The organism is Oxalobacteraceae bacterium OTU3CAMAD1 (assembly GCA_024123915.1).
Classification (GTDB): Bacteria; Pseudomonadota; Gammaproteobacteria; order Burkholderiales; family Burkholderiaceae_D; genus Rugamonas.
Window position 1 is genome coordinate 2881044 of record CP099650.1, and the last position, 22576, is coordinate 2903619.

Here is a 22576-nt window from a genome sequence, read left to right on the forward strand (position 1 = left end):
ATGAGCTACCTGCATCCTTCCGGCACCATCATCGACCTTGGCGTGAACATCGACCACGTCGCCACCTTGCGCAACGCGCGCGGCACCATGTATCCGGACCCGATCCGCGCCGCGCTGCTGGCCGAGCAGGCAGGCGCCGACTGCATCACCTTGCACCTGCGCGAAGACCGCCGCCACATCAAGGACGCCGATGTCATCGCGCTGGCGCCGCAGCTGCTCACCCGCATGAACCTGGAAGCCGCCGTCACCCAGGAGATGATCGACTTCGCCTGCCGCATCAAGCCGGCCGACGTCTGCCTGGTGCCGGAAAAGCGCACCGAGGTCACCACCGAAGGCGGTCTCGATGTGGTTACCCACTTCAATGCCGTGCAGGCGGCCGTCAAGCAGCTGCAGGCCGAGGGCATCCGCGTCAGCCTGTTCATCGACGCCGACGAAGCGCAGATCGCCGCCACGGTGGAAGCCGGCGCGCCAGTGATCGAGCTGCACACCGGCCGCTACGCCGACACAGAGGGCGCCGAGCAGGCGGCCGAACTGGAAAGGGTCAAGCGCGGCGTGTTGTTCGGCGTCTCCAAGGGCTTGAAGGTCAACGCCGGCCACGGCCTGCACTACACCAACGTGCAGGCTATCGCCGCCATTCCGGACATCGCGGAACTGAACATCGGCCATGCCATCGTCGCCCATTCGGTGTTTGTCGGCTGGGAGAACGCCGTGCGCGAAATGAAGGCCATCATGGTCTCGACCCGACTGGGGGCGCGGTGATCTACGGCATCGGCACCGATATCTGCAAAATCCCGCGCATCGAGGAGGCGCTGGCGCGCCACGGCGACCGCTTCGCGAAGAAGATATTGGGCCCGCAGGAAATGGAGAAGTACTTGGCGCGCAAGGCCAAGAATCCGGTGCGCGGCATCCGTTTCGTCGCCACGCGTTTCGCCGCCAAGGAGGCCTTCGCCAAGGCCATCGGGCTCGGTATCCGCATGCCGATGACGTGGCCGGCCGCGCAGATGCTCAACGCGCCGAGCGGCAAGCCGATGATCGTGTGCAGCGGCGTACTGAAAGAATTCATGGACAAGAATAAGCTGACGACGCAGGTGACGGTCAGCGACGAGGCGGAATACGCCGTCGCATTCGTCATCGTCGAACAAGCCAACTGAGATTTGTAATGACTGACGCCGTACCAACCTCGCCAACCGCACCAATCGTAAAAACGCCCGACCCGCGCGAACAAGTGCTGGCCACCGTGGCCAAGCTGCCCAACCTGCCGGGCGTGTACCGCTATTTCGACGCCGAGGACAAGGTCCTCTACGTCGGCAAGGCGCGCGACCTGAAAAAGCGCGTCTCCAGCTACTTCCAGAAGAACATCGCCAGCCCGCGCATCGCCATGATGGTCGAGCGCATCGCACGGCTTGAAACGACAGTCACGCACAGCGAGGCCGAGGCGCTGATCCTCGAAAACAACTTGATCAAGGCGCTGGCGCCGCGCTTCAACATCCTGTTCCGCGACGATAAGTCGTACCCGTACCTGAAGATCACCGGCGGCGATTCGCCGCGCATGGTCTACTATCGCGGCGCGGTCGACAAGAAGAACCAGTATTTCGGCCCGTTCCCCAGCTCCTGGGCGGTCAAGGAATCGATGCAGATCCTGCAGAAGGTGTTCCTGATCCGTACCTGCGAGGACAGCGTCTACTCCAATCGCACGCGCCCATGCCTGCTGCACCAGATCGGCCGCTGCAGCGGCCCTTGTGTCGATTTGATCAGCAAGGAAGATTACAAGGTCGATGTCGAAAACGCTGCCCGCTTCCTGCGCGGACGCCAGAGCGAAGTGATGGAGGATCTGGAAAAGAAAATGCACGCCTACGCCGCCGACCTCAAATTCGAGCAGGCCGCGTCGGTGCGCAACCAGATCCAGTCGCTGTCGCGCGTGCTGCACCAGCAAAGCATGGAAACCACCGGCGACGCCGACGTCGACATCATCGCCGTGCTGGTGCAGGGCGGGCGCGCCTGCGTCAACCTGGCGATGGTGCGCGGCGGCCGCCACCTGGGCGACCGCGCCTACTTCCCCAACCACATCGGCGACGCGGCGGCCATCGCGGAGGACCCGATCGAGGTGGAGGTGCTGGCCGCCTTCCTGGTCCAGCACTACACCGAGAAATTCATCCCCGGCACGCTGATCCTGAATATCGAATTCGACCAGCCGGCGCTGATGGTGGCCTTGCAGGAGCAGTGCGGCCACCGCATCAACCTGATCTTCCAGCCGCAGGACCAGCGCCGCAAGTGGCTGGAGCTGGCGCAAAAGGGCGCCGAGATCTCGCTGGCGCGCCTGCTGTCGGAGCAGGGCTCGCAGCAATCGCGCACGCGCGCGCTGGTCGAGGCGCTGGCGCTGGAGCCGGAGGACATCGACCTGCTGCGCATCGAATGCTTCGACATCTCGCACACGCAGGGCGAGGCGACGCAAGCCTCGTGCGTGGTGTTCCACCACCACCAGATGCAGAACGGCGAATACCGCCGCTACAACATCAACGACATCACGCCCGGCGACGATTATGCGGCGATGCGGCAGGTGCTGTTCCGCCGCTACGAGAAGGTGGCCAACGGCGACGGCGTCATGCCCGACGTGGTGCTGATCGACGGCGGCAAGGGCCAGATCGAGATGGCGCGCCAGGTGTTCGCGGAACTGGGCCTGGATATCGGCTTGATCGTCGGCGTAGCCAAAGGGGAGGGGCGCCGCGTCGGCCTGGAGACCTTGATGTTCGTCGACGGCCGCGCGCCGCAGGAACTGGGCAAGGAATCGGCGGCGCTGATGCTGGTGGCGCTGATCCGCGACGAGGCGCACCGCTTCGCCATCACCGGCATGCGCGCGAAGCGCGCCAAGACGCGCCAGACGTCGCGGCTGGAGGAGATCGAGGGCATCGGCGCCAAACGCCGTCAGCGCCTGCTGGCGCGCTTTGGCGGCCTGCGGGGCGTGGTCAACGCCAGCGTCGAGGACCTGAAACAGGTCGAAGGCATCTCCAGCGCGCTGGCCGAGGAAATCTACCGCCAGCTGCACTAGGGCGTGGTGGAAGGGCCGGGCGGTGGCCCCCGGGGCAAACGTGCTGGTTTAATGTGCGACGGCAAGGTAGACTAGCGGCGCATACAAAATAGTCACAGCGAAAATATTCACACCAGCACTTTCACCCAAGCCTATGCCTTTCAATATACCGATACTGTTAACCTGGTTGCGCGTCGCGCTGATTCCGCTGGTGGTGGGCGTCTACTATCTGCCGACGACGATGCTGCCGGTAGCCGATCAAAACCTGGCGGCCACGCTGGTGTTTATCGTCGCCGCCGTCACCGACTGGTTCGACGGTTTCCTGGCCCGGCGCTGGAACCAGACCTCGGCTTTCGGCGCCTTCCTCGATCCGGTGGCCGACAAGCTGATGGTGGCGGGGGCCTTGCTGGTGCTGGTGCAACTGGACCGCGCCAACGCCGTGCTGTCGTTCGTCATCATCGGCCGCGAGATCGCCATCTCGGCGCTGCGCGAGTGGATGGCGCAGATCGGCGCCTCCAAATCGGTCGCCGTCAGCTCGCTGGGCAAGATCAAGACCACGGCGCAAATGACCGCCATCCCGCTGCTGCTTTATCACGACGTGCTGTTCGGCGCCATCGACACGCAGTTCTGGGGCGCGCGCCTGCTTGAGGTCGCGGCCGTGCTGACGGTCTGGTCGATGTTCTACTACCTGCGCCTGGCATGGCCCCTGATCAAGGAAAAGGCCGGCACGTTGTAGGGCCTGGCGCGGGAACGAAATAAACTATATTCAATCTTTTTCATTCGGCAAAGTTTTGACCATTGACAGCCGGTACAGATACTCTATAATGCTGGCCTGTTGTTGCTGATGACGACGCGGGAGTAGCTCAGTTGGTAGAGCGCAACCTTGCCAAGGTTGAGGTCGAGAGTTCGAGACTCTTCTCCCGCTCCAGTTTGATGGAGCATCAAGTGGTGGAAAAAAGTAGGACTAGAATTAGCAACAGCTTGCTGCTATTATGTTGGACTCCGATGCGGGAGTAGCTCAGTTGGTAGAGCGCAACCTTGCCAAGGTTGAGGTCGAGAGTTCGAGACTCTTCTCCCGCTCCAGTTTCCCAGAAGCTGGCCGGTGCGGTAAAAAGTAGTAAAAATGTAACTCCAATGCGGGAGTAGCTCAGTTGGTAGAGCGCAACCTTGCCAAGGTTGAGGTCGAGAGTTCGAGACTCTTCTCCCGCTCCAGAATTTCGGATCGCAGCGCGTAACCCGCTGCCTTCTCAGGTAATAGTTTCCTCTGGCGAGGTAGCAAAGCGGTTATGCAGCGGCCTGCAAAGCCGTGTAGACGGGTTCGACTCCCGTCCTCGCCTCCAGACAATTTGAACTCCAAGCGGGAGTAGCTCAGTTGGTAGAGCGCAACCTTGCCAAGGTTGAGGTCGAGAGTTCGAGACTCTTCTCCCGCTCCAGTATTGAAGAAGGGCAGCCATGTGGCCGCCCTTTTTGCGTTGGCTTGTCGCCGTTTGCCACAGGGTGGCCTTTCAGGCGCTGGCCGAGTATCGATGATCGCACGCGGCGGTTCAAAATCGATGTCCGCACCATCCGGCGTGGCCAGCGCATGTAGTGATGTTACTACGTCGAGCGCGTAGCTTCAAATGAACATGCCGGGGAGGCATTACATCTGCTTCTTATCCCGACACTCGAGCTCTTCCCCAACCGGGCAGTTTTCGCAGCGCTCATAATCACACAGTCTGCAAATCCGGTAAGCATGCGCCTCATCTTCAACGATCGCGCGGAGCATGCGTTCAGCCAATTCGCCGAGCGTCTTTTGTTCTTCCGGGGTCAACGCTGCAAGGCCACGCGATATCACGTCGTCGCGTGCGCGAAGTATGCCGTCGCACGACATCTCGCCCTTGCTTGTCAGGTGCAATGATCGGGTTCTGGCATCCGTGGCATGGATACGCCGCTCGATCAGACCAAGCGATTCCAGTCGATCGGCGAGGCGTACCGTGCCCGCATGGGTGAGCCCTACACCGCTGGCGAGAGAACGTATCGAAATGCCGGGTGCGTGCCTGATCAGCGCGAGAGCGGAAGCGGCGGGGCCTTCTTCCGGTGCGTTGGAAGAGGCGACCCGGTTGATCTCGTCCGCGAATGCCACAGCGATGGCGCCGATTACATTTCTTTCTTTGAGTTGATTCATATCTTGAGAGGTAAATGAGGTGCAATCATTAATTGTCGCCCGGCGAACCGGCCTTCGCCTTGGCCAATTCCTTCGCCAGTCCTTCGCCGAAAATAAAGAGGCTGACACCGAGCAGCGCGACATCCTTGATCAGGAACTGGCCGAGCGCGCCGAGATAAGGATATCCGCCCAAGCTCGCTTCCCAGATCGGCAGCGCGAACATCGTCGACACCGTGACTGCGAAAGTCCCGACCGCCAGGGCGCCGCCAGCGAGCGCGGCGCGCGGGAACAATGGAGAAGCCAGCAGTAGAAGGGCGGTGATCACTTCGACTACCCCGAGCAGGTAGGAGGTGCCCGCTTCGCCAAACACGGAGTACAGCCATGCCAGCCACGGCGTACCGCTGATCAGCGGTTTCAGTGCGTTGATTTCATAATCGGTGAATTTCAGCACGCCGATGAGAAGCAGGGGGAGCACCACGCCCAGCAGGGCCACCGCCCTCCCGAGTTGAAGGGTGCGGTGCGACACGGTCGCCAGGCGATCGATGCCGAGGGGTGAAATAAATCGTGGGTGAGCCAGTTGGTTCATGGTGTTCTCCGGTTAATGTATGACTCAATCATATATTAATCGGAGGCCATTGCAAGCTCTTTTTCACGATGCCGAGGTCGTGCCCGACGTGGGGCGGAGATTGACGCATGAACCGCTGCTTGATGCGCCGCTGATGTTCAGCGAAAGCAAGAAGGCCGTCCTGAGCACCTGCGTGCCCAAGACGGCCATGGTGGGAGTATGGATTAACCTTCGACCGCGACCACCACCACCGCCTTGGCCGGGATCTTCAAGCTCAACTTGCCATCGACCGCCTTCGCCGCGAACGGCGCCGGCTTGACCGCGTCCTTTTGCTTGAACGTGTTATGCGCGTCCATCACCGCCGCCGTCAGCACCTGGCCGCTGACGCCGGACACCTTCTGTCCGGCGACATTGACCGCCACGTCCGACGCCTCGTGCGGGTTGGTGTTGACGATCGCCAGATACAGCTTGCCGTCCTTGGCGCGCGCCGCCGAGGCGCTGATGCCCGGGACGCTGGCCGCGCCGGCCTTGTACTCAACGTTGTCGCGCAAGGCCACCGGCAACGAGGTCGCGTCCTGGAACGGCACGTACATCTTGAAGGCGTGATAGGTCGGCGTCAGCAGCATCTTGTCCTTCTCGGTGAGGATCATCGCTTGCAGCACATTGACCATCTGCGCGATGTTCGTCATCGTCACCCGGTCCGCGTGGGCATGGAAGATGTTGAAGTGCAGCGCCGCGACCACGGCGTCGCGCAGCGTGTTTTGCTGGTACAGGAAGCCGGCGTTGGTGCCTTTTTCCACGTCATACCAGGTACCCCATTCATCGACCAGCAGGCCGATCTTCTTCTCCGGATCGTTCTTGTCGAGCGCGGCGACATTGTCCTTGATTTGCGTGTCGATCTTCAAGGCGGCCGCCATGGTCGACATCCATTCCTTCTCCGGGAAGCCGGTGGCCGCGCCCTTGACGTCCCACTGGCCGGTCGGAATGGTGTAGTAGTGGAAGCTGATGCCGGTGGTGCGGCCCTTCAGCGTGCGGCTCAGCACGTCGCTCCATTTGCCGTCCGAGTGGCCGCCGCTGGCGATCATTTTCGGACGGAGATGCGCCGGCGCCCTCAGGAAGGTTTCATAGTTGCTGTACAGATTAGCGTAATATTCCGGCGTCATATTGCCGCCGCAGCCCCATGCTTCGTTGCCGACGGCAAAAAAGTCCACCTTGAACGGTTTGTCGCGGCCGTTCTTGCGGCGCAGCTCGGCCAGGGTCGACTTGCTGTCGGAGGTCATGTATTCGATCCACTCCGACATTTCCTGCGGGGTGCCCGTGCCCAGATTGCCGTTCACGTAGGTGTCGGCGCCCAGCATTTCGGCCAGATCGAAGAATTCGTGCGTGCCGACCGCATTGCTCTCTTCCACGCCGCCCCAGTTGGTGTTGACCTTGACCGGACGCTTGCCACGCGCGCCGATACCGTCCCTCCAGTGGTATTCATCGGCAAAGCAGCCGCCGGGCCAACGCACCAGCGGCACGTGCAGTTCCTTGAGCGCGCCGACCACGTCATTGCGCCAGCCCTTGGTATTCGGGATTTTAGACTGCGGACCGACCCACATGCCTTCGTAGATGCCGGTGCCGAGGTGTTCGGCGAACTGGCCATAGACGTTCTTGTTGATGACGGCGCCTGGCTTGGCCGGATCGATGTTGATGGTCACGGCCGCGAACACCGGCGCGGCCGCCAGCATTGCAAGCGCCAGTACGCTGCTCTTCACTACACTCATGTCTTCTCCATTTTTGCAATTTTTGTGGTGCCGGTCCGGCTTCGCTTGCGGAGCGGGGAGGGGCCTCCCTGTCCAGCAAACCGGCCGAGTGTAGCCCAAATATTTTGGCATTTGTATGCGCTGGAATGTGCTGCCGCTTGCCATGCCAGCGGCTCTGCACGGCTTGTACTAGTACTCGTGCGGATTTTGTTATGGCGCGCTTCAGAGGCAGCGGTCCGGGACGGCCGACCGCCTTTGCGCCAGCGGATGCGCCGCCGTCGCGGCGCGTCGAATGCGAAAAAGTGCAGTATCATTGCGAATATTTGCAACTTGTAATTTTTTCACCATTTGCGTTAGTTCGATCATAAAAAAGGGCAGCCGCTGTGGCTGCCCTTTGTACGGATGGCGCGGACCGCTCAGGCGGTGACGTTGATGTGTTGGCCGGTGGTCGGATTGGTGCTGGCAGCCGGCTGGTTCACCACGGGAAGCCGTTGCTCTTCCTGGACACCACGCGCTTTTAGCAATTCTGCAAAGGTGGTCGGCAGTCCGGACACCGGCTTCGGCAGCGGCTGGTCGGTATCCAGCGAGGCATAGTAGGCCGCGTTAGGGCTGCTGGCCCAGCCCGCGCCTGCCGATTTGCCTTGCGCCTGCATGTCCCGGATCCAGGCGGTGCCCGAGTTACTGATCGTTAGTGTGGTCATGTCGTTCCTTTGCTGTTTGGTTGAGGAAATAATCGATAGTTGCTCGTTGACTATACGTTTTCGATGAACCCGTTTCGATGCTCATCTGCACAAGACAGTGATGTCGAAACTGGAACAATTGACGTGCGCGGATTGTCCCGTTTCCGACAATGGTGTAGTGCGTACGGGCCTTCGTCATGTCGCCTGCGGTCCTCTACAATCGCCGCCATCGCATACCAACCACAGGGACCATCCATGCACAAGTTAATACAACTGCGCGAAGCCGGCGCCGGCGCGGAGGAAATCGGCGCCATTCTTGCGCCCGACGTCGTGTTCCACAGCCCGATCCTGTCGCGCAGCGTCATCGGGCGCGATGCCGTGGCGAGCGCCATGGTGGGCGCCATCGCCGTGCGCGAGGGCCATTACGTCACCGAAATGTCGGACGGTAAAGTGACGCTGTTGGTGTGGCGCGGCACGGTCGATGGTCTGCCGCTCGACAGTTTTGAAATGCTACTGCACGACGACGCCGGTCTGGTGGTCGAGCGCAGCGTCGCCATGCGGCCGTTCGCCTCGCTGCTGGCGTTCCGCCAGGCTTTCCACAAGCGGATGAAAGACGTGCTGGACCCCGCTTACTTTGCGTTGCCGTCCACGTCCACGTCGGCGTCGGCGGGGCCGTCGAACGCTTCTCGCGGCAAGGACTGATACAGCGCCGTGAACCAGTCGATGAAGGTGCGCAATCGCTGCGGCATGTGGCGGTTGGGCCGGAACACGATGGACACCGGGCGTGGCGGCGCGGCGTACTCGCGCAGGATTTGACGCAACTGGCCGCGTGTCACAGCGGGACGCAAGGTGTACTCCGACGCGCTGACAATGCCCAAGCCGGCCACGCCGCAGGCGAGGTAGGCATCGGCGTCATCGACAAAGACCGTATGCGCCATCGGCACTTGCTCCAGCATTTGGTCGACGGTGAATTCCCAGGGGCGGCTTCGGCCACCATGGTCCCACACGTAGCCGACGCCGACATGGCGGGCAAGATCGGCCACGCTGCGCGGCTCGCCGTGCCGCCGCAGGTAGTCCGGCGAGGCGCAGGTGATGCGCGCCACCTCGCCGATGTGCTTGACGACCATGTTCGGGTCGTCGCTGGCGCCGACACGGATCGTACAGTCGACGCCGGCCTCGATCAGGTTGACGCGGCGGTCCGAGATGGCCAGTTCGATGTCGATCTGCGGATAACGCGCGATAAAGCCCGGCAGTGCAGGAATCAGCACGCCTTTTGCCATCGCCCCCGGCAGGCTAACCTTCAGCCGTCCGCGCGGCCCCTGCCTGGCGCCGACGGTCGCCTCCATGTCGTCGATCTCGCCCAGCACCCTGGCGCACCGCTCGTAGTAGGCGCGGCCCTCGTCGGTGAGGGTGACATTGCGGGTGCTGCGGTTGAGCAGGCGCACCTTCAGGCGCGCCTCCAGCGCCTGCACCATGCGCGACACCGACGCCGGTGGCAGGTGCAGCGCCTCGGCGGCGCGCACGAAACTGGCCGCGTCGGCCACCCGCACGAATACCTGCATCGTCGCTAGGCGGTCCATCAACGGGGTGCGGCCGTGGCAATGCGGCTGGCCGGGCAGGGGGCTGACTTGGTGCGGGGGACGATGACAGTCTCCATGAAATATCCGTGCGTCGTCGTTCAAGGGAGTTTATTTTACCGCTTGATGTGTAATTGCACATATATAATTGTAAAATGCGGTGGTTTCGGTTCCAGGCCAACGCCGGCGCGGCGCCTGCGGTACACTGGCATCCGCACCGACCATCCTGTTATCGATAGAAGCCATGACCAAGCAACCCGCCAAGCCACTCGCCATTTTGGACTGCAATTGCCTCGCCGTGCGCCAGGCCGCGCGCGCGATCTCCTCGGTGTATGACCGCCACCTCGCGCCGACCGGATTGAGTTCGTCGCAATTCAGCATCCTGGCCGCGATCCACGAGCGGCGCGACATGCCGGTGCAGGAACTGGCCGACACGCTGGTGATGGACCGCACCAGCACGGTGAGGGCGCTGCAACCGCTGACGCGCGACGGCTACGTCTTGCAGCAGCCGGACCCCGCCTATCCGCGCAAGCTGCTGCTGTCGCTGACGGCCGGGGGCCGCGCCACGTACAAGCAGGCGCGCAAGCACTGGCAGGCGGCACAGGCGGAATTCGAAGCCGGCGTCGGCCCGGCGGCGGCGGCGGCATTGCGCCAGCAGCTGGCTGCCTGGAGTCGAAAACCGTAAACTTCGAACGTGCAATAAGCGTGCAATAGTCGTGCAATAAGCTTGCAATAAGCGCGCGATCGGCGCGGCTTGCCGCTTGACAGCGGACGCCGCGCGTTTTACTATCCGCTCAATCTATCTACCGATAGATAGCTAACCAAAGGACTATCATGACGATCAATCACTCCACGACATCCCGCCGCACCTTGCTCGGCTCCCTGGCCGGACTGGCCGCCCTGACCGGACTTGCCGCCGCCGGCGGCCAGGCCGCAGCCGCGACGGCCAAGCCGGCCAAGCCGGCGCCACCGGCCCGACTCACCTCCAGCACCTTGACGCTGAACGACGGCACCACGCTGTACTACAAGGACTGGGGCAGCGGCCCGGCGGTGGTCTTCAGCCACGGCTACCCGCTGTCGTCGGACGCCTGGGAATACCAGATGCTGTTCCTGATGCAGCAGGGCTACCGCGTCATCGCCTGCGACCGCCGTGGTTTCGGCCGTTCGAGCCAGCCGGCCGGCGGCTACGACTACGACACCTTCGCCGACGACCTGGCGGTGCTGATCGAGGTGCTCGACCTGAAGCAGGTCACGCTGGTGGGCCATTCGATGGGCGGCGGCGAGGTGGCGCGCTATATCGGCCGCCACGGCGAACAGCGTGTGGCCCGCGTGGCGCTGGTGGCTGCCGTGACGCCGTTCCTGCTGCAAACGCCGGACAACCCGGGCGGCGCGCCGAAAGCGCTGTTCGACACCTTCCGCGCCGCCGTGCAAGCCGACCGTTCGCAGTGGAACAGGGACGTGACCATGCCTTACTATAGCTACAACCGCGCCGGCGCCAAGGTGTCGGAGGGGGTGCGTGAAGACTACTGGCGCCAGGGCATGAACACCGGCGTACTGGCCGCCTATCACGCGATCACCGCGTTTTCCGAAACCGACTTCCGCGCCGACCTGAAAAAAATCCGCGTGCCGACCCTGGTGGTGCACGGCGACGACGACCAGATCGTGCCGCTGGATATTTCCGGCAAGCTGACGGCGCAACTGGTGCCGAACGCCACGCTGAAGGTCTACGAGGGCGGATCGCACGGCCTGTTGATCACGCAGAAAGACCGCTTGAACGGCGATTTGCTGGCCTTCCTGCGCTCCTGATCCTACAGACCGCCGACGCTGCCGACCGCACCCAGAATGCTGTTGGCGACTTCGGCGGGATGCGAGATCAGCGCCACGTGGCTGGCGCCGCCGATCGCGCTGACACGGGCCTTGATCTGCGCCGCTTCCGCCTGTTGGAAGACGCCGGGGATGATGCCGTCGGCGTCGCCGTAAACCCACCACGACGGTTTGGTTTTCCAGGCGGCGGTGCCGACTTTATCGTCAAGGACATGGTTGAAGATCGGGCCTTGCACCGCCGTCAGCACGGCGCGCTCTGCGGCCGGCACGTCCGGCGCGAAGCTGGCCGCGAAGGTCGGCGCGTCGAGCGACAGATAGCCGGCGCTGTCGACCACCAGGCCCTTTTGCCAGGCGCCGGCCGGGTAGGGCCTGGTGATATCGTTGATCGACTGGCCATCGCCGGGCGCGAAGGCGGACACGTACACCAGCGCCGCCACCTTGCCGTCATTGCCCGATTCCGTGATCACCGCGCCGCCGTAGGAGTGGCCCACCAATACCACCTGGCCGCTTTGCGCGGCGATGGCGCGCCGCACGGTGGCCGCGTCGTCGGCCAGCGACTGGCGCGCCAATTGCACTGCGACGACCTTGAGTCCGCGTTGTTGCAGCAGCGGGATCACCTTGGACCAGCTCGAGCCGTCGGCCCAGGCGCCGTGCACCAGCACCACGGTGGTGAGTTTAATTTCGGCCGGCGCGGTGGCGGCGACAGCGTCTGAACCGCCGCAGCCCGACAGCGACAGGGTGCCGGCGAGCGCCGCCACCGCGAGCGCGATCGCGCCCAAGGGTTTGTACAGTTGTTTCATGAGGTATTCCCGAAAATGAAGATGAAATTAAAGGTGCTGCAGCGATGGGCATCATAGGCAGGCCCCGTCGGCGCGGCCATGGCGCGGACGCCTTGATTCATGACTCATCGTCCGAAACGGCGGGCGTGCCGCAGGCCGATGCCGACCTGCTGTCCCAAGTGCTGACGCAGGTGCGCCTGCGCGGCGGCGCCGTCTACAGGGCCGAACTGGGCGCGCCGTGGGCGTTGCGCTTTTCCGCCGGCGCCGCGCATTTTTACTATGTCGAGGAGGGCGCGGCGTGGCTCCAGCTGGACGGGCGCGCGCCATTGCCGCTGGCGCGCGGGGATCTGCTGCTGTTGCCGCACCGGCAGCAGCACACACTGAGCAGCAGCGCGTTGGTCGCCGCCGCCGACATCGAACCGGTTGACCGGGCCCATTTCGGCGCCGACCGCCGCAGGTTGCGCGCGGGACGGGGCGGGGCGGCCTCCCGGCTGATCGCCGGCCAGTTTCACTTCGACGGCGACGCGGCGGCGGCCGTCGCGGCTGCGCTGCCATCCACGGTGCACCTGCCCGTCGAGGGCGCCGCCGTCCCGCCGTGGCTCGACGCCATCACCCGCTTTCTGCTGCTGGAGGCCGATGGCGGCGGCCCCGGCTCGGCGCTGATGGTGTCACGACTGGTGGACTTGCTGGTGATACGGGCGCTGCGCGGTTGGGCCCAGGGCCAGGCCCGGCACCAGGGCTGGGTCGCCGGGCTGTCCGAGCTTCGGCTGGGCCGGGCGCTGCGCGCTATCCACGCCGAACCACACCGTGGCTGGACGGTGCTGGCGCTGGCGGAGCTGGCCGGCATGTCGCGCTCGGCGTTTGCGGAACGTTTCACCACGGCGGTGGGCAAGGCCCCGCTGCAATACGCGCAGCACTGGAAGCTGACGCTGGCGCATGACATGCTGGCGCAGGGCGCGCCGGTCGGCCAGACGGCCTGGCGCAGCGGATACGCTTCGGAGGCCGCGTTCAGCCGAGCCTTCACGCGCCATTTTGGCTACGCCCCGAGCACGGTTCGCGGGCGGCGCTCTTGACTGAGTGTGTAATTGCACATATGATCGAAGCAGACTATCTGGCGGGACGTAACGTACCTGACCCGATGGCTTTTTAAAATATCCTCGAGGAGTTCTTATGCAAGCTTTTCCCGCCATCTCGCGCGTCAGCCAAGTGGATGCCGCAGACCGCGCCAGCGCCGTCGATTTCGTCAACCGCGTCAACTGGCTGTTTGAAACCTGGGACGTGGAAGGCATGATCGACGCCTTCCTGCCCGACGCCGTGGCCTATCACTTCCACGGCACCATCAGCGGCCACGCGGAAATCCGCCATTTCTTCGAACACGATTACCCGTATCTCATTCCGGGCGTGAGCCGTCATGCGACCAACCACATTGTCGATGCGGATGGCGATGGCGTGCAGGTGCGCTATCACAACCTGCTGGTGCGCCACGCCTTGCCGGAGGATGCGCCCGCGCTCGGCGCCGGGCAGGTGATGACCAGCCACGACGGCCTGCCGGCCATCTGGCTGTATTCGCCGATGCGCGACCGCCTGGTCCGCACGGCCGATGGCTGGAAGATCGCCGAGCGCTATATCGGCGGCTCGACCACCAATGCCGCGCTGACGCCGGCCGATACCTCGGCGGCGGCCTTTGAAGGACTGATGCCGGTCCTGCCTGACTGATAATGGATCGGCACCGGGCGGCACATCGGCCGGCATGAAAAGGGAGTCCCACGGGACTCCCTTTTTTTATTGTCCGCTGCGGTTTTTCACGCTTGGACGCTCCGCCACCGCCGCTTGCCAGGCCTTCAGCGCCGGGTACTCGTCCGTGACCGTGATGCCGACGAAGGCCGCGTGCAGCAGCGCGCAGTACACGGTGATGTCGGCCATCGAGAATTGTGCGCCGGCCAGATAGGGCGTCTTGGCCAGGACGCCGTCGAAATAGCGCATGCCGGTCTTGAATTTCTCCAGCTGGCGCCCGCCCCATTCCTTGCGGCCGACCCAGTCGGGACTCTTGTGCGCCTCCAGCGTGGCGCCCAGGCCCGGCGTGGCGTAGTGGAAGTAGCCGCCGATGCCATCGATCATCCAGTCGTCGGCGCGTTTCTGCATCATGTGGACCATGGCTTTTTCGCGAGGCGTCTTGCCGGTCAGGACCGGGTCGCCATCGAGGTTGTCGAGGTACTCGGTGATCGCCACGCATTCGGCGATGTGGGTACCGTCGTCCAGCTCCAGCACCGGCACCACGCCGTTTGGATTCTTCGCGAGGAAGTCCGGTTGCTTGTGCTCGGCGGCGATCAGGTCCACCGGAATGAAGGTGAACAACTGGTCGATGCCTTTTTCCGCGAGCACGATACGGATGCGGGCCGGGTTGGGGAAGCCTGGGGTGTCATAGATTTTCATGTTCCGCTTTCTGTGAGTCTACCTTTCGGTAGATAGAGTAAAATGAACGATAGAGACGCCTTCTGGAGTTGTCTATCTATCGATAGGTAGATAATAGCTCCGGCGGTTTTGTCGCGTCAAGCGAAACTTTTCCAGGATCAGGTATGGCAAGCGATAAAAAACAGGAAGTAATGATGGCGGCAAGGCTGATGGTGCAGGCGCGGGGCTACAGCGCGCTGAGCTTTCGCGATTTGGCCGAGGCGGTCGGCGTCAAGAGTTCCAGCATCCATTACTATTTCCCGACCAAGGGCGACCTGGGCGCGGCGTTGGCGCGGCAGTACACCGAGGAGTTCATGGCGTACCTGACCGGCCTGCAACAGCAGGGACTGGACTGGAAAACCTGCCTGGACAAATACGCCGACGTGTTTCGCGAAACGCTGCTGCGCGAAAACCGCATGTGCATGGCGGGCGTGCTGGCGGCCGAGCGACCCGGTCTGGCGCAGGAGGTGCGGGCGGAAGTCGAGCGCTTCACCGAGCAGATCGTCGGCTGGCTGGCGGGTGTGCTGGCGGTGGGGCATCCGCGCATGGACGCCGAGGCGGTGAGGGGACGGGCGTTCGCGGTGTTCTCCGCGATCGAAGGCGCGCAGCTGGTGGCGCGTGGCTGCGACGACGTGTCGGTCTTCGACAGTACCCTGGCGGCTTACCGCCTGGCCGGTCTGTTGCCGTAAACGCGGCTGTTGTTTGTTTGATACAGAAAATCAAGCGTCTCGTGTTACATTTGCTGTTCCCCACATCAATTCGGCATCTCTCAACGCCTAAAATTGTTATCGATAACTTTGTCTTCGATGGATATTTCGGCACGAGATCAGCCTTTTTTTATCGTGAATTGTTATCGATAACAATGAATAGAAAATGATAGAGGGAACTCAGCATTTCTAACTATAAGGAGACATATGGACAACCAAACCCTTCAGGGCCTCAAGCGGCAAGGACCGCAAGCGCCCGCCCATCGGCGCATCAAGCTGTGTGCCGCGATAACCTCGGCACTGCTGCTCATTTCAAGCCCGTGGGCGACGGCCGTCAGCTTCGTGGCCACACCGCAGGCCCAGCCATCGGTCAGCGAGGCCGGATTCAAGCATCCCGCGCTCGGCTTCACCCTTGAGCAGCTCGAGTACGCCCGCCAGCAGGTCAGGGCGGATGTCGAGCCCTACAAGACCTACTACAACACCCTCGCCACGGTCTGCTGCAACTACGCCAACATCAACCTGCAACCGACCAACCGCGACACCACCAAGGTCGACACCCCCAATACGCCCAACTTCAACAACGGCACCGCCCAGACCCGCCTGATCAACGATTCGCAAGGCGCGCTGACGCAATCGCTGCTGTACTACATGACCGGCCAGAACGAGTACCGCCGCAACGCGATGCGCATCCTGCGCACTTGGAGCAACATGAATCCCAACGGTTACGCCTACTACCCGGACGCCCACATCCACACCGGCGTGCCGCTGTTCCGCATGCTGCTGGCGGCCGAGATCATGCGCTACACGCCGGCCGATGCCGCCTACGCCGCGTACCCGCTGGCCTGGACCGCCACCGACACGCAAAAGCTCAAGGACAACCTGATCGACCCGATGGAGCGCACCTTCTTCGCCAGCAACGAGCGCTTCATGAACCAGCACGTGTATTCGATCGCGGGCCGCCTGGCCGGCGCCATCTTCACCGACAACCGCGCCCGCTACGACGAAACAGTGGAATGGCTGACGGTCAACGCCACTTCGACCCGTCAGGATATCAACGGCGGCATCCTGCCCCTGATTCCTTTCATCGACACCGATAACCCGCACAACACGGCGGGCTATCCGTTCTATCAGATCCAGGAAATGATGCGCGACCAGGCCCACGGCGGCGACAATGTCGACAACCTGATCGGCTTGCTGCGCCTGGTGACCGCGCAGGGCACCAAGGTCGACCCGTACAGCGGCAAGCCGTCCACCGCCGGCGACGCCGTCAGCGTCTACAAATTCGGCGGCAACCGGCTGCTGATGGGGGCCGATGCCTACGCCCGCTTCATGCTGGGCCATGACACGCCGTGGGCCGACACCAGCGGCGGCACATCGGGCATTTCCGAAGCTTACCGGGGTCGGTTGAACCAGGTCGAAGGCATCTCCGAGGTCTACAACGTCTATAAGTACGAGCAGGGCGTCGATGTCGATACCGTGGCGCCTTATCTGGCGACGGCGGCCGCGCACGCGAACGGTCCGGTCACGCCCTGGGGGCCGGCGAGCCCCGCGAACAAGGACTTTGGCGCCGAGGCCTTCCTGACGTTGCCGAAGGCGCTGACCGGCATCCCGCTACCCGTCAACACGGGGATGCTGGAGACCGAGCGCAAGTCCATCTACCTCAACGGTGACTGGAACACGGCGACCGAAGGCGAACGCACCTACGGGCGCGCGCAGCTGACGCCGACCGGCGCCACCGTGGTGTTCCACGACATCGCCTACGCCGATCGCAGCAAATACGCCCCGGTCGGCCTGATGGTGCGCACCAACGCCGTGACCAAACTGGCCGCCAGCGCGACCGCAGGCGCCAAGCCGTGGAGCGAGATGACGGTGCCGGACACGGGCGGCCAATGGCGCTACATCGTGCCCGACAGCGCGAACGCGGCGACCGCCGGCAGGCGGCTGGGCGACAACATCATCTACTTCAAATTCACCGGCCCCGACGGCGCGACGGTGGACGTCGACTTCGTCAACATGGCCGCGCCCACGCAGCTGACGCCGCCGCGCTTCGCCATGCCGGTATTCCCGGTGACGGAGCTGGTGGTGCAGGGCATGCCTTACCAGGCCGTGTACACCGCCACCGACGCCAACTCTGCCGACACCGTGGTCTACAAGGCGGTCAGCCTACCGCCCGGCGCCACCCTGGACACGACGACCGGCGCGCTGACCTGGACGCCAGCCGCGAACCAGGTCGGCATGCAAGACCTCGTCATCAGCGCGACGGACGGCGTCTCCATCAGCACGATGACGGCGCGCATGAGCGTGCAGCCCGACCGCCATACGGCGTTCGCCGCCGCGATGGGCGGCTATGACGCGGGGTCGATCTATACGACGCCATCGCTGGCGACGTTCAAGGCCGAACTGGCGCCGTTGCGCAAGGCCATGGCCACCGTTCCCGACGCCGAATTTCCGGCCCTGCTGAAAAAGGTGCAGGAAGTGACGCGCAAGCTGGAGCTGTTGAATCCACGGCTGGCCTCCGACGGCAGCCTGGACTGGAGCAAGAACATGGTCACCCCGACCGTGCTGAGCCCCAACGCCATCCCGTCGCTGGTGGACGACGACTACAACACCACCTCCGGCGATTTGCGCAACGTCGTGACCCTGGACTTCGGCGAGAACTACCGCGTCGCGGCCAACGCGTTCGGTATCCGCGCGCGCTTCATGTTCGGCAATCGTTCCCAGGGCATCAATGTCTACGGTTCGAACGACAACGCGTCGTGGACCCTGTTGACCAGCCGGGAGACCGCCGATACGAGCAGCCAGAACTTCATCATGGAGGTCATTCCCGTGCTGCCGGGACTGGAGAACGAGCGCTATCGTTACTTCATGGTGCGTGTCGACCATCCGGGCGCTCCGACCGATCCGGCCTATCCCGGCATCTCGTCGTACAGCGAATTGCATTTCCACGGCTCGCGCTTCGATTTGCTGGCGCCGGTCGATGTCAGCGCCAGCGTCCGGATGCTGCAGTCCGGCTTGACGGTGAACCGCTTCACGCAGAAATATAGCGGCACGGTGTCCATCACCAACATCACGCAGCAGGCCATCAAGGGACCGTTGCACTTCCGGCTGGAGAACCTCACCGACGGCGTCACGCTGGACAACGCGACCGGTGAGGATCGCTCTCCCTACATCACGCTGCCCGTCGGTGAACTGGCGCCGGGTCAGAGCGTGACCCTTACCACCACCTTCAGCAACCCGTCCAAGCTGACCATCGGCTATGGCCGCAAGCTGATCAGCGCTAAATACTAGGGAGATACGCGATGAACCATATGAAATACCTGTTGGTGAAATTGTTGCTGGCTGCCTGCATGCTGGGTGGTGAGGCCCATGCCGGCGCCGCGCCGCAGTACACCGTCACCATCGACACCGCCACCCTGGGCAGTGGAACGGCGTATCTGGGGCTGTACTTCCTCGGCTTGGCCGATGCGGCGCCGGCCACCGCGACGGTGAGCAATCTGGCCGGGGCGTTCTCCGGCATGCCGCAACTGACTGGGTCCGTCACCGGCGTGCCGCCGGGGCCGCTGGTGTTCAGCAACGTCGGCGGGGGCGGCGAGTTGGTCATGACCGTCAGCCTGGGCGGCTTGCTGTCGTTCGACGTCGGCTTCACCTTGGGCGCCGGTGACGTGGGCACGACCTTCGGCTGGTTGCTGTTCAACGATGTCGGCTACCTCGGTGCCGATGGCGACCTGGGGACGGTGTCGCTGCAACCGGGCGCCGCGCACGGGGCCATTTTTGCGGTCAACAACGCCAGTCCGCTGAGCCATGTGCAGGCCGTGCCCGAGCCGTCGACCGTGCTGCTGATGGCGGCTGGCATGCTCTGCCTGATGGCGCACGCGCGCCGTCGTCGTTAATCGCGGGGACGCGATCAGAGGGGGGGGGCGGTGGGCATTGAGCTTAGACGGGCTATGCTGTAATCTGTTGCTTTTTGGTTACTAAGTATGCTGCCAGTATGAGTTTCCCGTCGCCCGCTCCCCTGGCCGGCCCGCCATCCGCGCGCCGGCATCGCGCCCTGTGGGCGGCGGCGGTCTTTGCGGTCACGGCCACGACGATGGCCACGACATTGGCCACAACGATGGCCACGACGGCCGCCGCCGAGCTGCCGCCGTTCTGGCGCACCAGCCTGTCGCACAAAGCCTGGACCAAGCAGGACGGCGCCCCGTCCGACGCCATGGCGATGGTGCAGGACCGCGCCGGCATGCTGTGGTTCGGCGCGTCGGACGGCCTGTTCCGCTTCGACGGCGTGCGCTTCGAACGGCTCGACGATATCGCCGGCAACAAGCTGCTGTCGCCCAACGTGCGCTCGCTGGCCTTGTCCGGCGACGCGTTGTGGGTGGGCTACGCGCACGGAGGAATTTCCGTGTTCGAGCATGGCGCGGCGCGGCACTACGGCGAAGCGGAGGGTGTGCCGCCGAGCGCCATCCTGCAAATCGCCCAGAGCGGCGACGGCACGCGCTGGTTTTCCAGTCCCGCCGGCATCTACCGGCTCGACGGCATGCGCTGGCGCCGGGTGTCGCCGGCCGATGGCGTGCCGCCCGGCGATCAGCCGACCTTCAACGTCCTGCCCGACGGTGGATTGCTCGTCACGCATCTCGATGGCTTGTATCGCCAGATCCCCGGCACGCACCGATTCCGCCAGGTCGACGGCTTCGGCAGCATGCAGCCGAGCCAACTGCTGCCCGACGGCAGGGTGAGGGTTTTCCGCTTCGGCGTGCAGCCACGCATCTTCGATCCGGTGTCCGAGACCTCTGCGCCGCTGGTTTTGCCCGACCTCGGCGTCATGCCCTACAGCGTGTACCGGGACCGTCGCAACGGCTGGTGGATCGGCCCGGGCGACGGCATGCGGCTGTACACGCCGGACTTGGTCTTGAAGAAGCGGCTGCCGGCGCCCAACGGTTTTAGCGCCAGGCGCGTGTTCACCGGCCCGTTCGACGACCGCGAGGACAATCTCTGGTTTATGACGGAGAACGGCGTCGATCGCATACGGGAAATCCGGTTGTCGGTGCAGGATATGCCGGCCGGCAGCACCGATTTCAGCCTCACCGCCGGCGCCGACGGCGAGGTCTGGATCAACAGCCACTCGTCGTTGAACGCGCTCTCGCCGCCGACCTTCGCCATCGCGGCCGACGGGCGCCGCATCGCCAGCACGATGGAGTCGGCCACCGCCGGCGTGCTCGGCGCCGATGGCACGCTTTGGTTCGGCAACGTCCATGCGCTGTGGAGCCGTCGTGATGGCGTGGTGCGGCGCTGGGCGCTGCCGCCGGCATTGATCCAGCAGCCGGTGCAGGCGCTGGCGATCGCCGGAGACGGCCGGTTGTGGGTGTCGATCATGCGGCGCGGCGTGCACACTTTCAAGGACGGTATCTGGCAGGCCGGTGGCGGCCACGCCGGGCTGGCCGGGCGCGACGCCACCTCCCTGCACGCCGACCCCGGGGGACGGCTCTGGCTCGGCTACGCCGGCAACGCCATGGCGATGCTCGACCAGGGAAAAATCCGGCGCTTCGGCGCCGCCGACGGCCTGGCGGTCGGCAACGTGCTGGCCATGTTCAGCCGCCGGGGCACGCTGTGGGTCGGCGGCGACCAGGGCTTGGCCCGCTTCCACAATGGGCGCTTCATCGCGCTCGACGACAGCACAGGCCGGCCTTTCGCCGGCGTCTCGGGCATCGTGCAGACGGCGGCGGGCGATCTGTGGCTGCACGGGCTCGATGGCCTGGTGCGCATCGGCGCCGCCGACCTGGCCGCCGCAACGGCAGCGGATGGCGAAGGTGGTAAAACCGGCCGGGTCGCCGCCGAACGTTTCGACCACCTGGACGGCCATGAGGGCGTGCCGGCCCAGGTGCTGCCGCTCGACAGCCTGGTCGAAGCCGGCGACGGCCGCCTGTGGTACGCCACCTCCGGCAGCGTTGGCGCGGTCGATCCGCGCCGCATCGCCCGCAACCCGGTGGCGCCGACGCCGCTGATCACCGCGCTCACCACCGACACGCAACGCTACCGCGCCTCCGGCGGCCTTGCCCTGCCGAGGCACACGCACAACCTGCGCATCGACTTCACCGCCGCCGTGCTGTCGATTCCGGAACGGGCGCGCTTTCGCACCCGGCTGGTCGGACAGGACCACGCCTGGCGCGACGGCGGCGCGCTGCGCCAGGCCTTCTACACCAACCTCGGCCCCGGCGACTACCGGTTCGAGGTGATGGCCGCCAACGAGGATGGTCTCTGGAGCGCCGCGCCGGCCAGCCTGGAATTCCGCATCGCGCCGGCGTTCTACCAGACCCTCTGGTTCAAGCTGGCCTGCGGCGCGCTGCTGGCCGCCAGCGCGTATCTGCTGCACCGGCGCCGGCTGGCCAGCCTGACGGCGCGCGCGGTCGAACGCATGCGCGTGCAGCTTGAGGAGCGCGAGCGCATCGCCCGCACCCTGCACGACACCTTCCTGCAAAGCGTGCAAGGCCTGATCCTGCGCTTCCACAGCATCAAGAACGCGCTGCCGAAGGACGATGCGGCGCAGGCCCGCATCGACGCGGCCCTCGACGCTGCCGACGCAGTCCTTGACGAGGGGCGCGACCAGTTGCTGGACCTGCGCGTCCACCATGCCTGCCGCGACGATCTGGCGCCGGCGCTGGCGACCGTCGGCGGCGCGGCGTGCGCCGAGCGTGGCGTGGCGTTCTCGCTGCATGAGCGCGGCGAGCGGCGCGCGCTGCGGGCCGACGCCCAGGACGAGCTGTACGCCATCGCCAAGGAGGCGATCGCCAACGCGCTGCGCCATTCCGGCAGCACCACGCTGGCCGCCGAGCTGTCGTACGGCGCGACCGCCTTCACCTTGGCCATCCGCGACCAGGGCAAGGGCTTCGATGTCGCGCCGGGCGCGCCGCCGGCCGCGCAGGGCGGGCGCCACTGGGGCCTGACCGGCATGGCCGAGCGCGCCGCGCGCATCGGCGGCGCGCTGCGGCTGGAGAGCGCGCCCGGCGCCGGCGCCACCGTCGAGGTGTCGCTGCCGGCGGCGCTGGCCTACCGGTAGCCGCGCGCTTGTGTCAGAATGGGCGCTCCCAC

General features: G+C 64.5%; 20 protein-coding genes and 5 tRNA genes. 18 read left to right on the top strand and 7 right to left on the bottom strand.

Annotated elements, in window-relative coordinates:
* From pdxJ to NHH88_12475, 9 genes are all read left to right on the top strand, one after another.
* On the top strand, positions 1–759 hold the full coding sequence (pdxJ, locus tag NHH88_12435) for a pyridoxine 5'-phosphate synthase (GenBank protein ID USX16535.1): 759 nt from the start codon (positions 1–3) through the stop codon (positions 757–759).
* Positions 756–1151: a holo-ACP synthase gene (gene acpS / locus NHH88_12440; GenBank protein USX16536.1), complete on the top strand. Its 396-nt coding sequence runs from the start codon at positions 756–758 to the stop codon at positions 1149–1151. The genes pdxJ and acpS overlap by 4 nt, the downstream gene beginning before the upstream one ends.
* Before the next feature lie 8 nt (positions 1152–1159).
* On the top strand, positions 1160–3046 hold the full coding sequence (uvrC, locus tag NHH88_12445) for an excinuclease ABC subunit UvrC (protein ID USX16537.1): 1887 nt from the start codon (positions 1160–1162) through the stop codon (positions 3044–3046).
* A 133-nt stretch (positions 3047–3179) separates the two neighbouring features.
* Positions 3180–3761, top strand: coding sequence for a CDP-diacylglycerol--glycerol-3-phosphate 3-phosphatidyltransferase (gene pgsA / locus NHH88_12450; GenBank protein USX16538.1), 582 nt, complete (start codon positions 3180–3182; stop codon positions 3759–3761).
* A 116-nt stretch (positions 3762–3877) separates the two neighbouring features.
* Positions 3878–3953 (top strand) — tRNA-Gly (locus NHH88_12455).
* Between the two features lie 79 nt (positions 3954–4032).
* Positions 4033–4108 (top strand) — tRNA-Gly (locus NHH88_12460).
* Between the two features lie 53 nt (positions 4109–4161).
* Positions 4162–4237 (top strand) — tRNA-Gly (locus NHH88_12465).
* Positions 4238–4291: 54 nt separating this feature from the next.
* A tRNA-Cys gene (locus NHH88_12470) sits at positions 4292–4365 on the top strand.
* Positions 4366–4382: 17 nt separating this feature from the next.
* Positions 4383–4458 (top strand) — tRNA-Gly (locus NHH88_12475).
* Between the two features lie 206 nt (positions 4459–4664).
* On the opposite strand, the gene NHH88_12480 is transcribed toward NHH88_12475, so the two are convergent.
* From NHH88_12480 to NHH88_12495, 4 genes are all read right to left on the bottom strand, one after another.
* A complete protein-coding gene (locus NHH88_12480; GenBank protein ID USX16539.1) occupies positions 4665–5189 on the bottom strand; it encodes a MarR family transcriptional regulator in 525 nt (174 codons plus the stop codon).
* 28 nt (positions 5190–5217) lie between these two features.
* A complete protein-coding gene (locus NHH88_12485; GenBank protein ID USX16540.1) occupies positions 5218–5754 on the bottom strand; it encodes a YkgB family protein in 537 nt (178 codons plus the stop codon).
* 203 nt (positions 5755–5957) lie between these two features.
* Positions 5958–7499: an alpha-N-arabinofuranosidase gene (locus NHH88_12490; protein ID USX16541.1), complete on the bottom strand. Its 1542-nt coding sequence runs from the start codon at positions 7497–7499 to the stop codon at positions 5958–5960.
* Between the two features lie 395 nt (positions 7500–7894).
* Complete coding sequence (locus NHH88_12495) at positions 7895–8179, bottom strand: hypothetical protein (protein USX16542.1); 285 nt, start codon at positions 8177–8179, stop codon at positions 7895–7897.
* A gap of 234 nt (positions 8180–8413) precedes the next feature.
* Here NHH88_12495 and NHH88_12500 point away from each other — a divergent pair, with 234 nt between their 5' ends.
* A complete protein-coding gene (locus tag NHH88_12500; protein ID USX16543.1) occupies positions 8414–8860 on the top strand; it encodes a hypothetical protein in 447 nt (148 codons plus the stop codon).
* Here the strand turns inward: NHH88_12500 and NHH88_12505 are convergent.
* The gene (locus NHH88_12505; protein ID USX16544.1) at positions 8788–9738 is read right to left on the bottom strand and encodes a LysR family transcriptional regulator; all 951 of its coding nucleotides are present in this window, start codon (positions 9736–9738) and stop codon (positions 8788–8790) included. The two genes, NHH88_12500 and NHH88_12505, sit on opposite strands and share 73 nt — an antisense overlap.
* A 241-nt stretch (positions 9739–9979) precedes the next feature.
* Between NHH88_12505 and NHH88_12510 the strand changes: the two genes are divergently transcribed.
* Both NHH88_12510 and NHH88_12515 read left to right on the top strand, forming a co-directional pair.
* Positions 9980–10420: a MarR family winged helix-turn-helix transcriptional regulator gene (locus tag NHH88_12510; GenBank protein USX16545.1), complete on the top strand. Its 441-nt coding sequence runs from the start codon at positions 9980–9982 to the stop codon at positions 10418–10420.
* Between the two features lie 149 nt (positions 10421–10569).
* Complete coding sequence (locus NHH88_12515) at positions 10570–11541, top strand: alpha/beta hydrolase (protein USX16546.1); 972 nt, start codon at positions 10570–10572, stop codon at positions 11539–11541.
* Positions 11542–11543: 2 nt separating this feature from the next.
* Here the strand turns inward: NHH88_12515 and NHH88_12520 are convergent, their stop codons facing one another.
* Positions 11544–12359: an alpha/beta hydrolase gene (locus NHH88_12520; protein USX16547.1), complete on the bottom strand. Its 816-nt coding sequence runs from the start codon at positions 12357–12359 to the stop codon at positions 11544–11546.
* Positions 12360–12451: 92 nt separating this feature from the next.
* Between NHH88_12520 and NHH88_12525 the strand changes: the two genes are divergently transcribed.
* Positions 12452–13411, top strand: a complete 960-nt coding sequence (locus NHH88_12525) for an AraC family transcriptional regulator (protein ID USX16548.1) — start codon at positions 12452–12454, stop codon at positions 13409–13411.
* Positions 13412–13508: 97 nt separating this feature from the next.
* A complete protein-coding gene (locus tag NHH88_12530; protein USX16549.1) occupies positions 13509–14054 on the top strand; it encodes a nuclear transport factor 2 family protein in 546 nt (181 codons plus the stop codon).
* A gap of 66 nt (positions 14055–14120) precedes the next feature.
* Here the strand turns inward: NHH88_12530 and NHH88_12535 are convergent, their stop codons facing one another.
* Positions 14121–14771, bottom strand: a complete 651-nt coding sequence (locus NHH88_12535; protein ID USX16550.1) for a glutathione S-transferase family protein — start codon at positions 14769–14771, stop codon at positions 14121–14123.
* 143 nt (positions 14772–14914) lie between these two features.
* Here NHH88_12535 and NHH88_12540 point away from each other — a divergent pair, with 143 nt between their 5' ends.
* From NHH88_12540 to NHH88_12555, 4 genes are all read left to right on the top strand, one after another.
* Complete coding sequence (locus tag NHH88_12540; GenBank protein ID USX16551.1) at positions 14915–15478, top strand: TetR/AcrR family transcriptional regulator; 564 nt, start codon at positions 14915–14917, stop codon at positions 15476–15478.
* A 225-nt stretch (positions 15479–15703) separates the two neighbouring features.
* Positions 15704–18784 carry a putative Ig domain-containing protein gene (locus NHH88_12545; GenBank protein ID USX16552.1) on the top strand — a complete coding sequence of 1027 codons (3081 nt, stop codon included), beginning with the start codon at positions 15704–15706 and terminating at the stop codon, positions 18782–18784.
* Between the two features lie 11 nt (positions 18785–18795).
* Positions 18796–19386 carry an NF038129 family PEP-CTERM protein gene (locus NHH88_12550; GenBank protein USX16553.1) on the top strand — a complete coding sequence of 197 codons (591 nt, stop codon included), beginning with the start codon at positions 18796–18798 and terminating at the stop codon, positions 19384–19386.
* A gap of 98 nt (positions 19387–19484) precedes the next feature.
* A complete protein-coding gene (locus NHH88_12555) occupies positions 19485–22544 on the top strand; it encodes a histidine kinase (protein USX16554.1) in 3060 nt (1019 codons plus the stop codon).
* The last annotated feature ends 32 nt before the right edge of the window (positions 22545–22576 follow it).

What these genes read in the sequence shown, in the direction of transcription:
- pdxJ (USX16535.1), top strand. Translation starts at nt 1, where the DNA reads ATGAGCTACCTGCATCCTTCCGGCACCATCATCGACCTTGGCGTGAAC.
- uvrC (USX16537.1), top strand. Translation starts at nt 1,160, where the DNA reads ATGACTGACGCCGTACCAACCTCGCCAACCGCACCAATCGTAAAAACG.
- pgsA (USX16538.1), top strand. Translation starts at nt 3,180, where the DNA reads ATGCCTTTCAATATACCGATACTGTTAACCTGGTTGCGCGTCGCGCTG.
- NHH88_12480 (USX16539.1), bottom strand. Translation starts at nt 5,189, where the DNA reads ATGAATCAACTCAAAGAAAGAAATGTAATCGGCGCCATCGCTGTGGCA.
- NHH88_12485 (USX16540.1), bottom strand. Translation starts at nt 5,754, where the DNA reads ATGAACCAACTGGCTCACCCACGATTTATTTCACCCCTCGGCATCGAT.
- NHH88_12490 (USX16541.1), bottom strand. Translation starts at nt 7,499, where the DNA reads ATGAGTGTAGTGAAGAGCAGCGTACTGGCGCTTGCAATGCTGGCGGCC.
- NHH88_12495 (USX16542.1), bottom strand. Translation starts at nt 8,179, where the DNA reads ATGACCACACTAACGATCAGTAACTCGGGCACCGCCTGGATCCGGGAC.
- NHH88_12500 (USX16543.1), top strand. Translation starts at nt 8,414, where the DNA reads ATGCACAAGTTAATACAACTGCGCGAAGCCGGCGCCGGCGCGGAGGAA.
- NHH88_12505 (USX16544.1), bottom strand. Translation starts at nt 9,738, where the DNA reads ATGGACCGCCTAGCGACGATGCAGGTATTCGTGCGGGTGGCCGACGCG.
- NHH88_12510 (USX16545.1), top strand. Translation starts at nt 9,980, where the DNA reads ATGACCAAGCAACCCGCCAAGCCACTCGCCATTTTGGACTGCAATTGC.
- NHH88_12515 (USX16546.1), top strand. Translation starts at nt 10,570, where the DNA reads ATGACGATCAATCACTCCACGACATCCCGCCGCACCTTGCTCGGCTCC.
- NHH88_12520 (USX16547.1), bottom strand. Translation starts at nt 12,359, where the DNA reads ATGAAACAACTGTACAAACCCTTGGGCGCGATCGCGCTCGCGGTGGCG.
- NHH88_12530 (USX16549.1), top strand. Translation starts at nt 13,509, where the DNA reads ATGCAAGCTTTTCCCGCCATCTCGCGCGTCAGCCAAGTGGATGCCGCA.
- NHH88_12535 (USX16550.1), bottom strand. Translation starts at nt 14,771, where the DNA reads ATGAAAATCTATGACACCCCAGGCTTCCCCAACCCGGCCCGCATCCGT.
- NHH88_12540 (USX16551.1), top strand. Translation starts at nt 14,915, where the DNA reads ATGGCAAGCGATAAAAAACAGGAAGTAATGATGGCGGCAAGGCTGATG.
- NHH88_12545 (USX16552.1), top strand. Translation starts at nt 15,704, where the DNA reads ATGGACAACCAAACCCTTCAGGGCCTCAAGCGGCAAGGACCGCAAGCG.
- NHH88_12550 (USX16553.1), top strand. Translation starts at nt 18,796, where the DNA reads ATGAACCATATGAAATACCTGTTGGTGAAATTGTTGCTGGCTGCCTGC.
- NHH88_12555 (USX16554.1), top strand. Translation starts at nt 19,485, where the DNA reads ATGAGTTTCCCGTCGCCCGCTCCCCTGGCCGGCCCGCCATCCGCGCGC.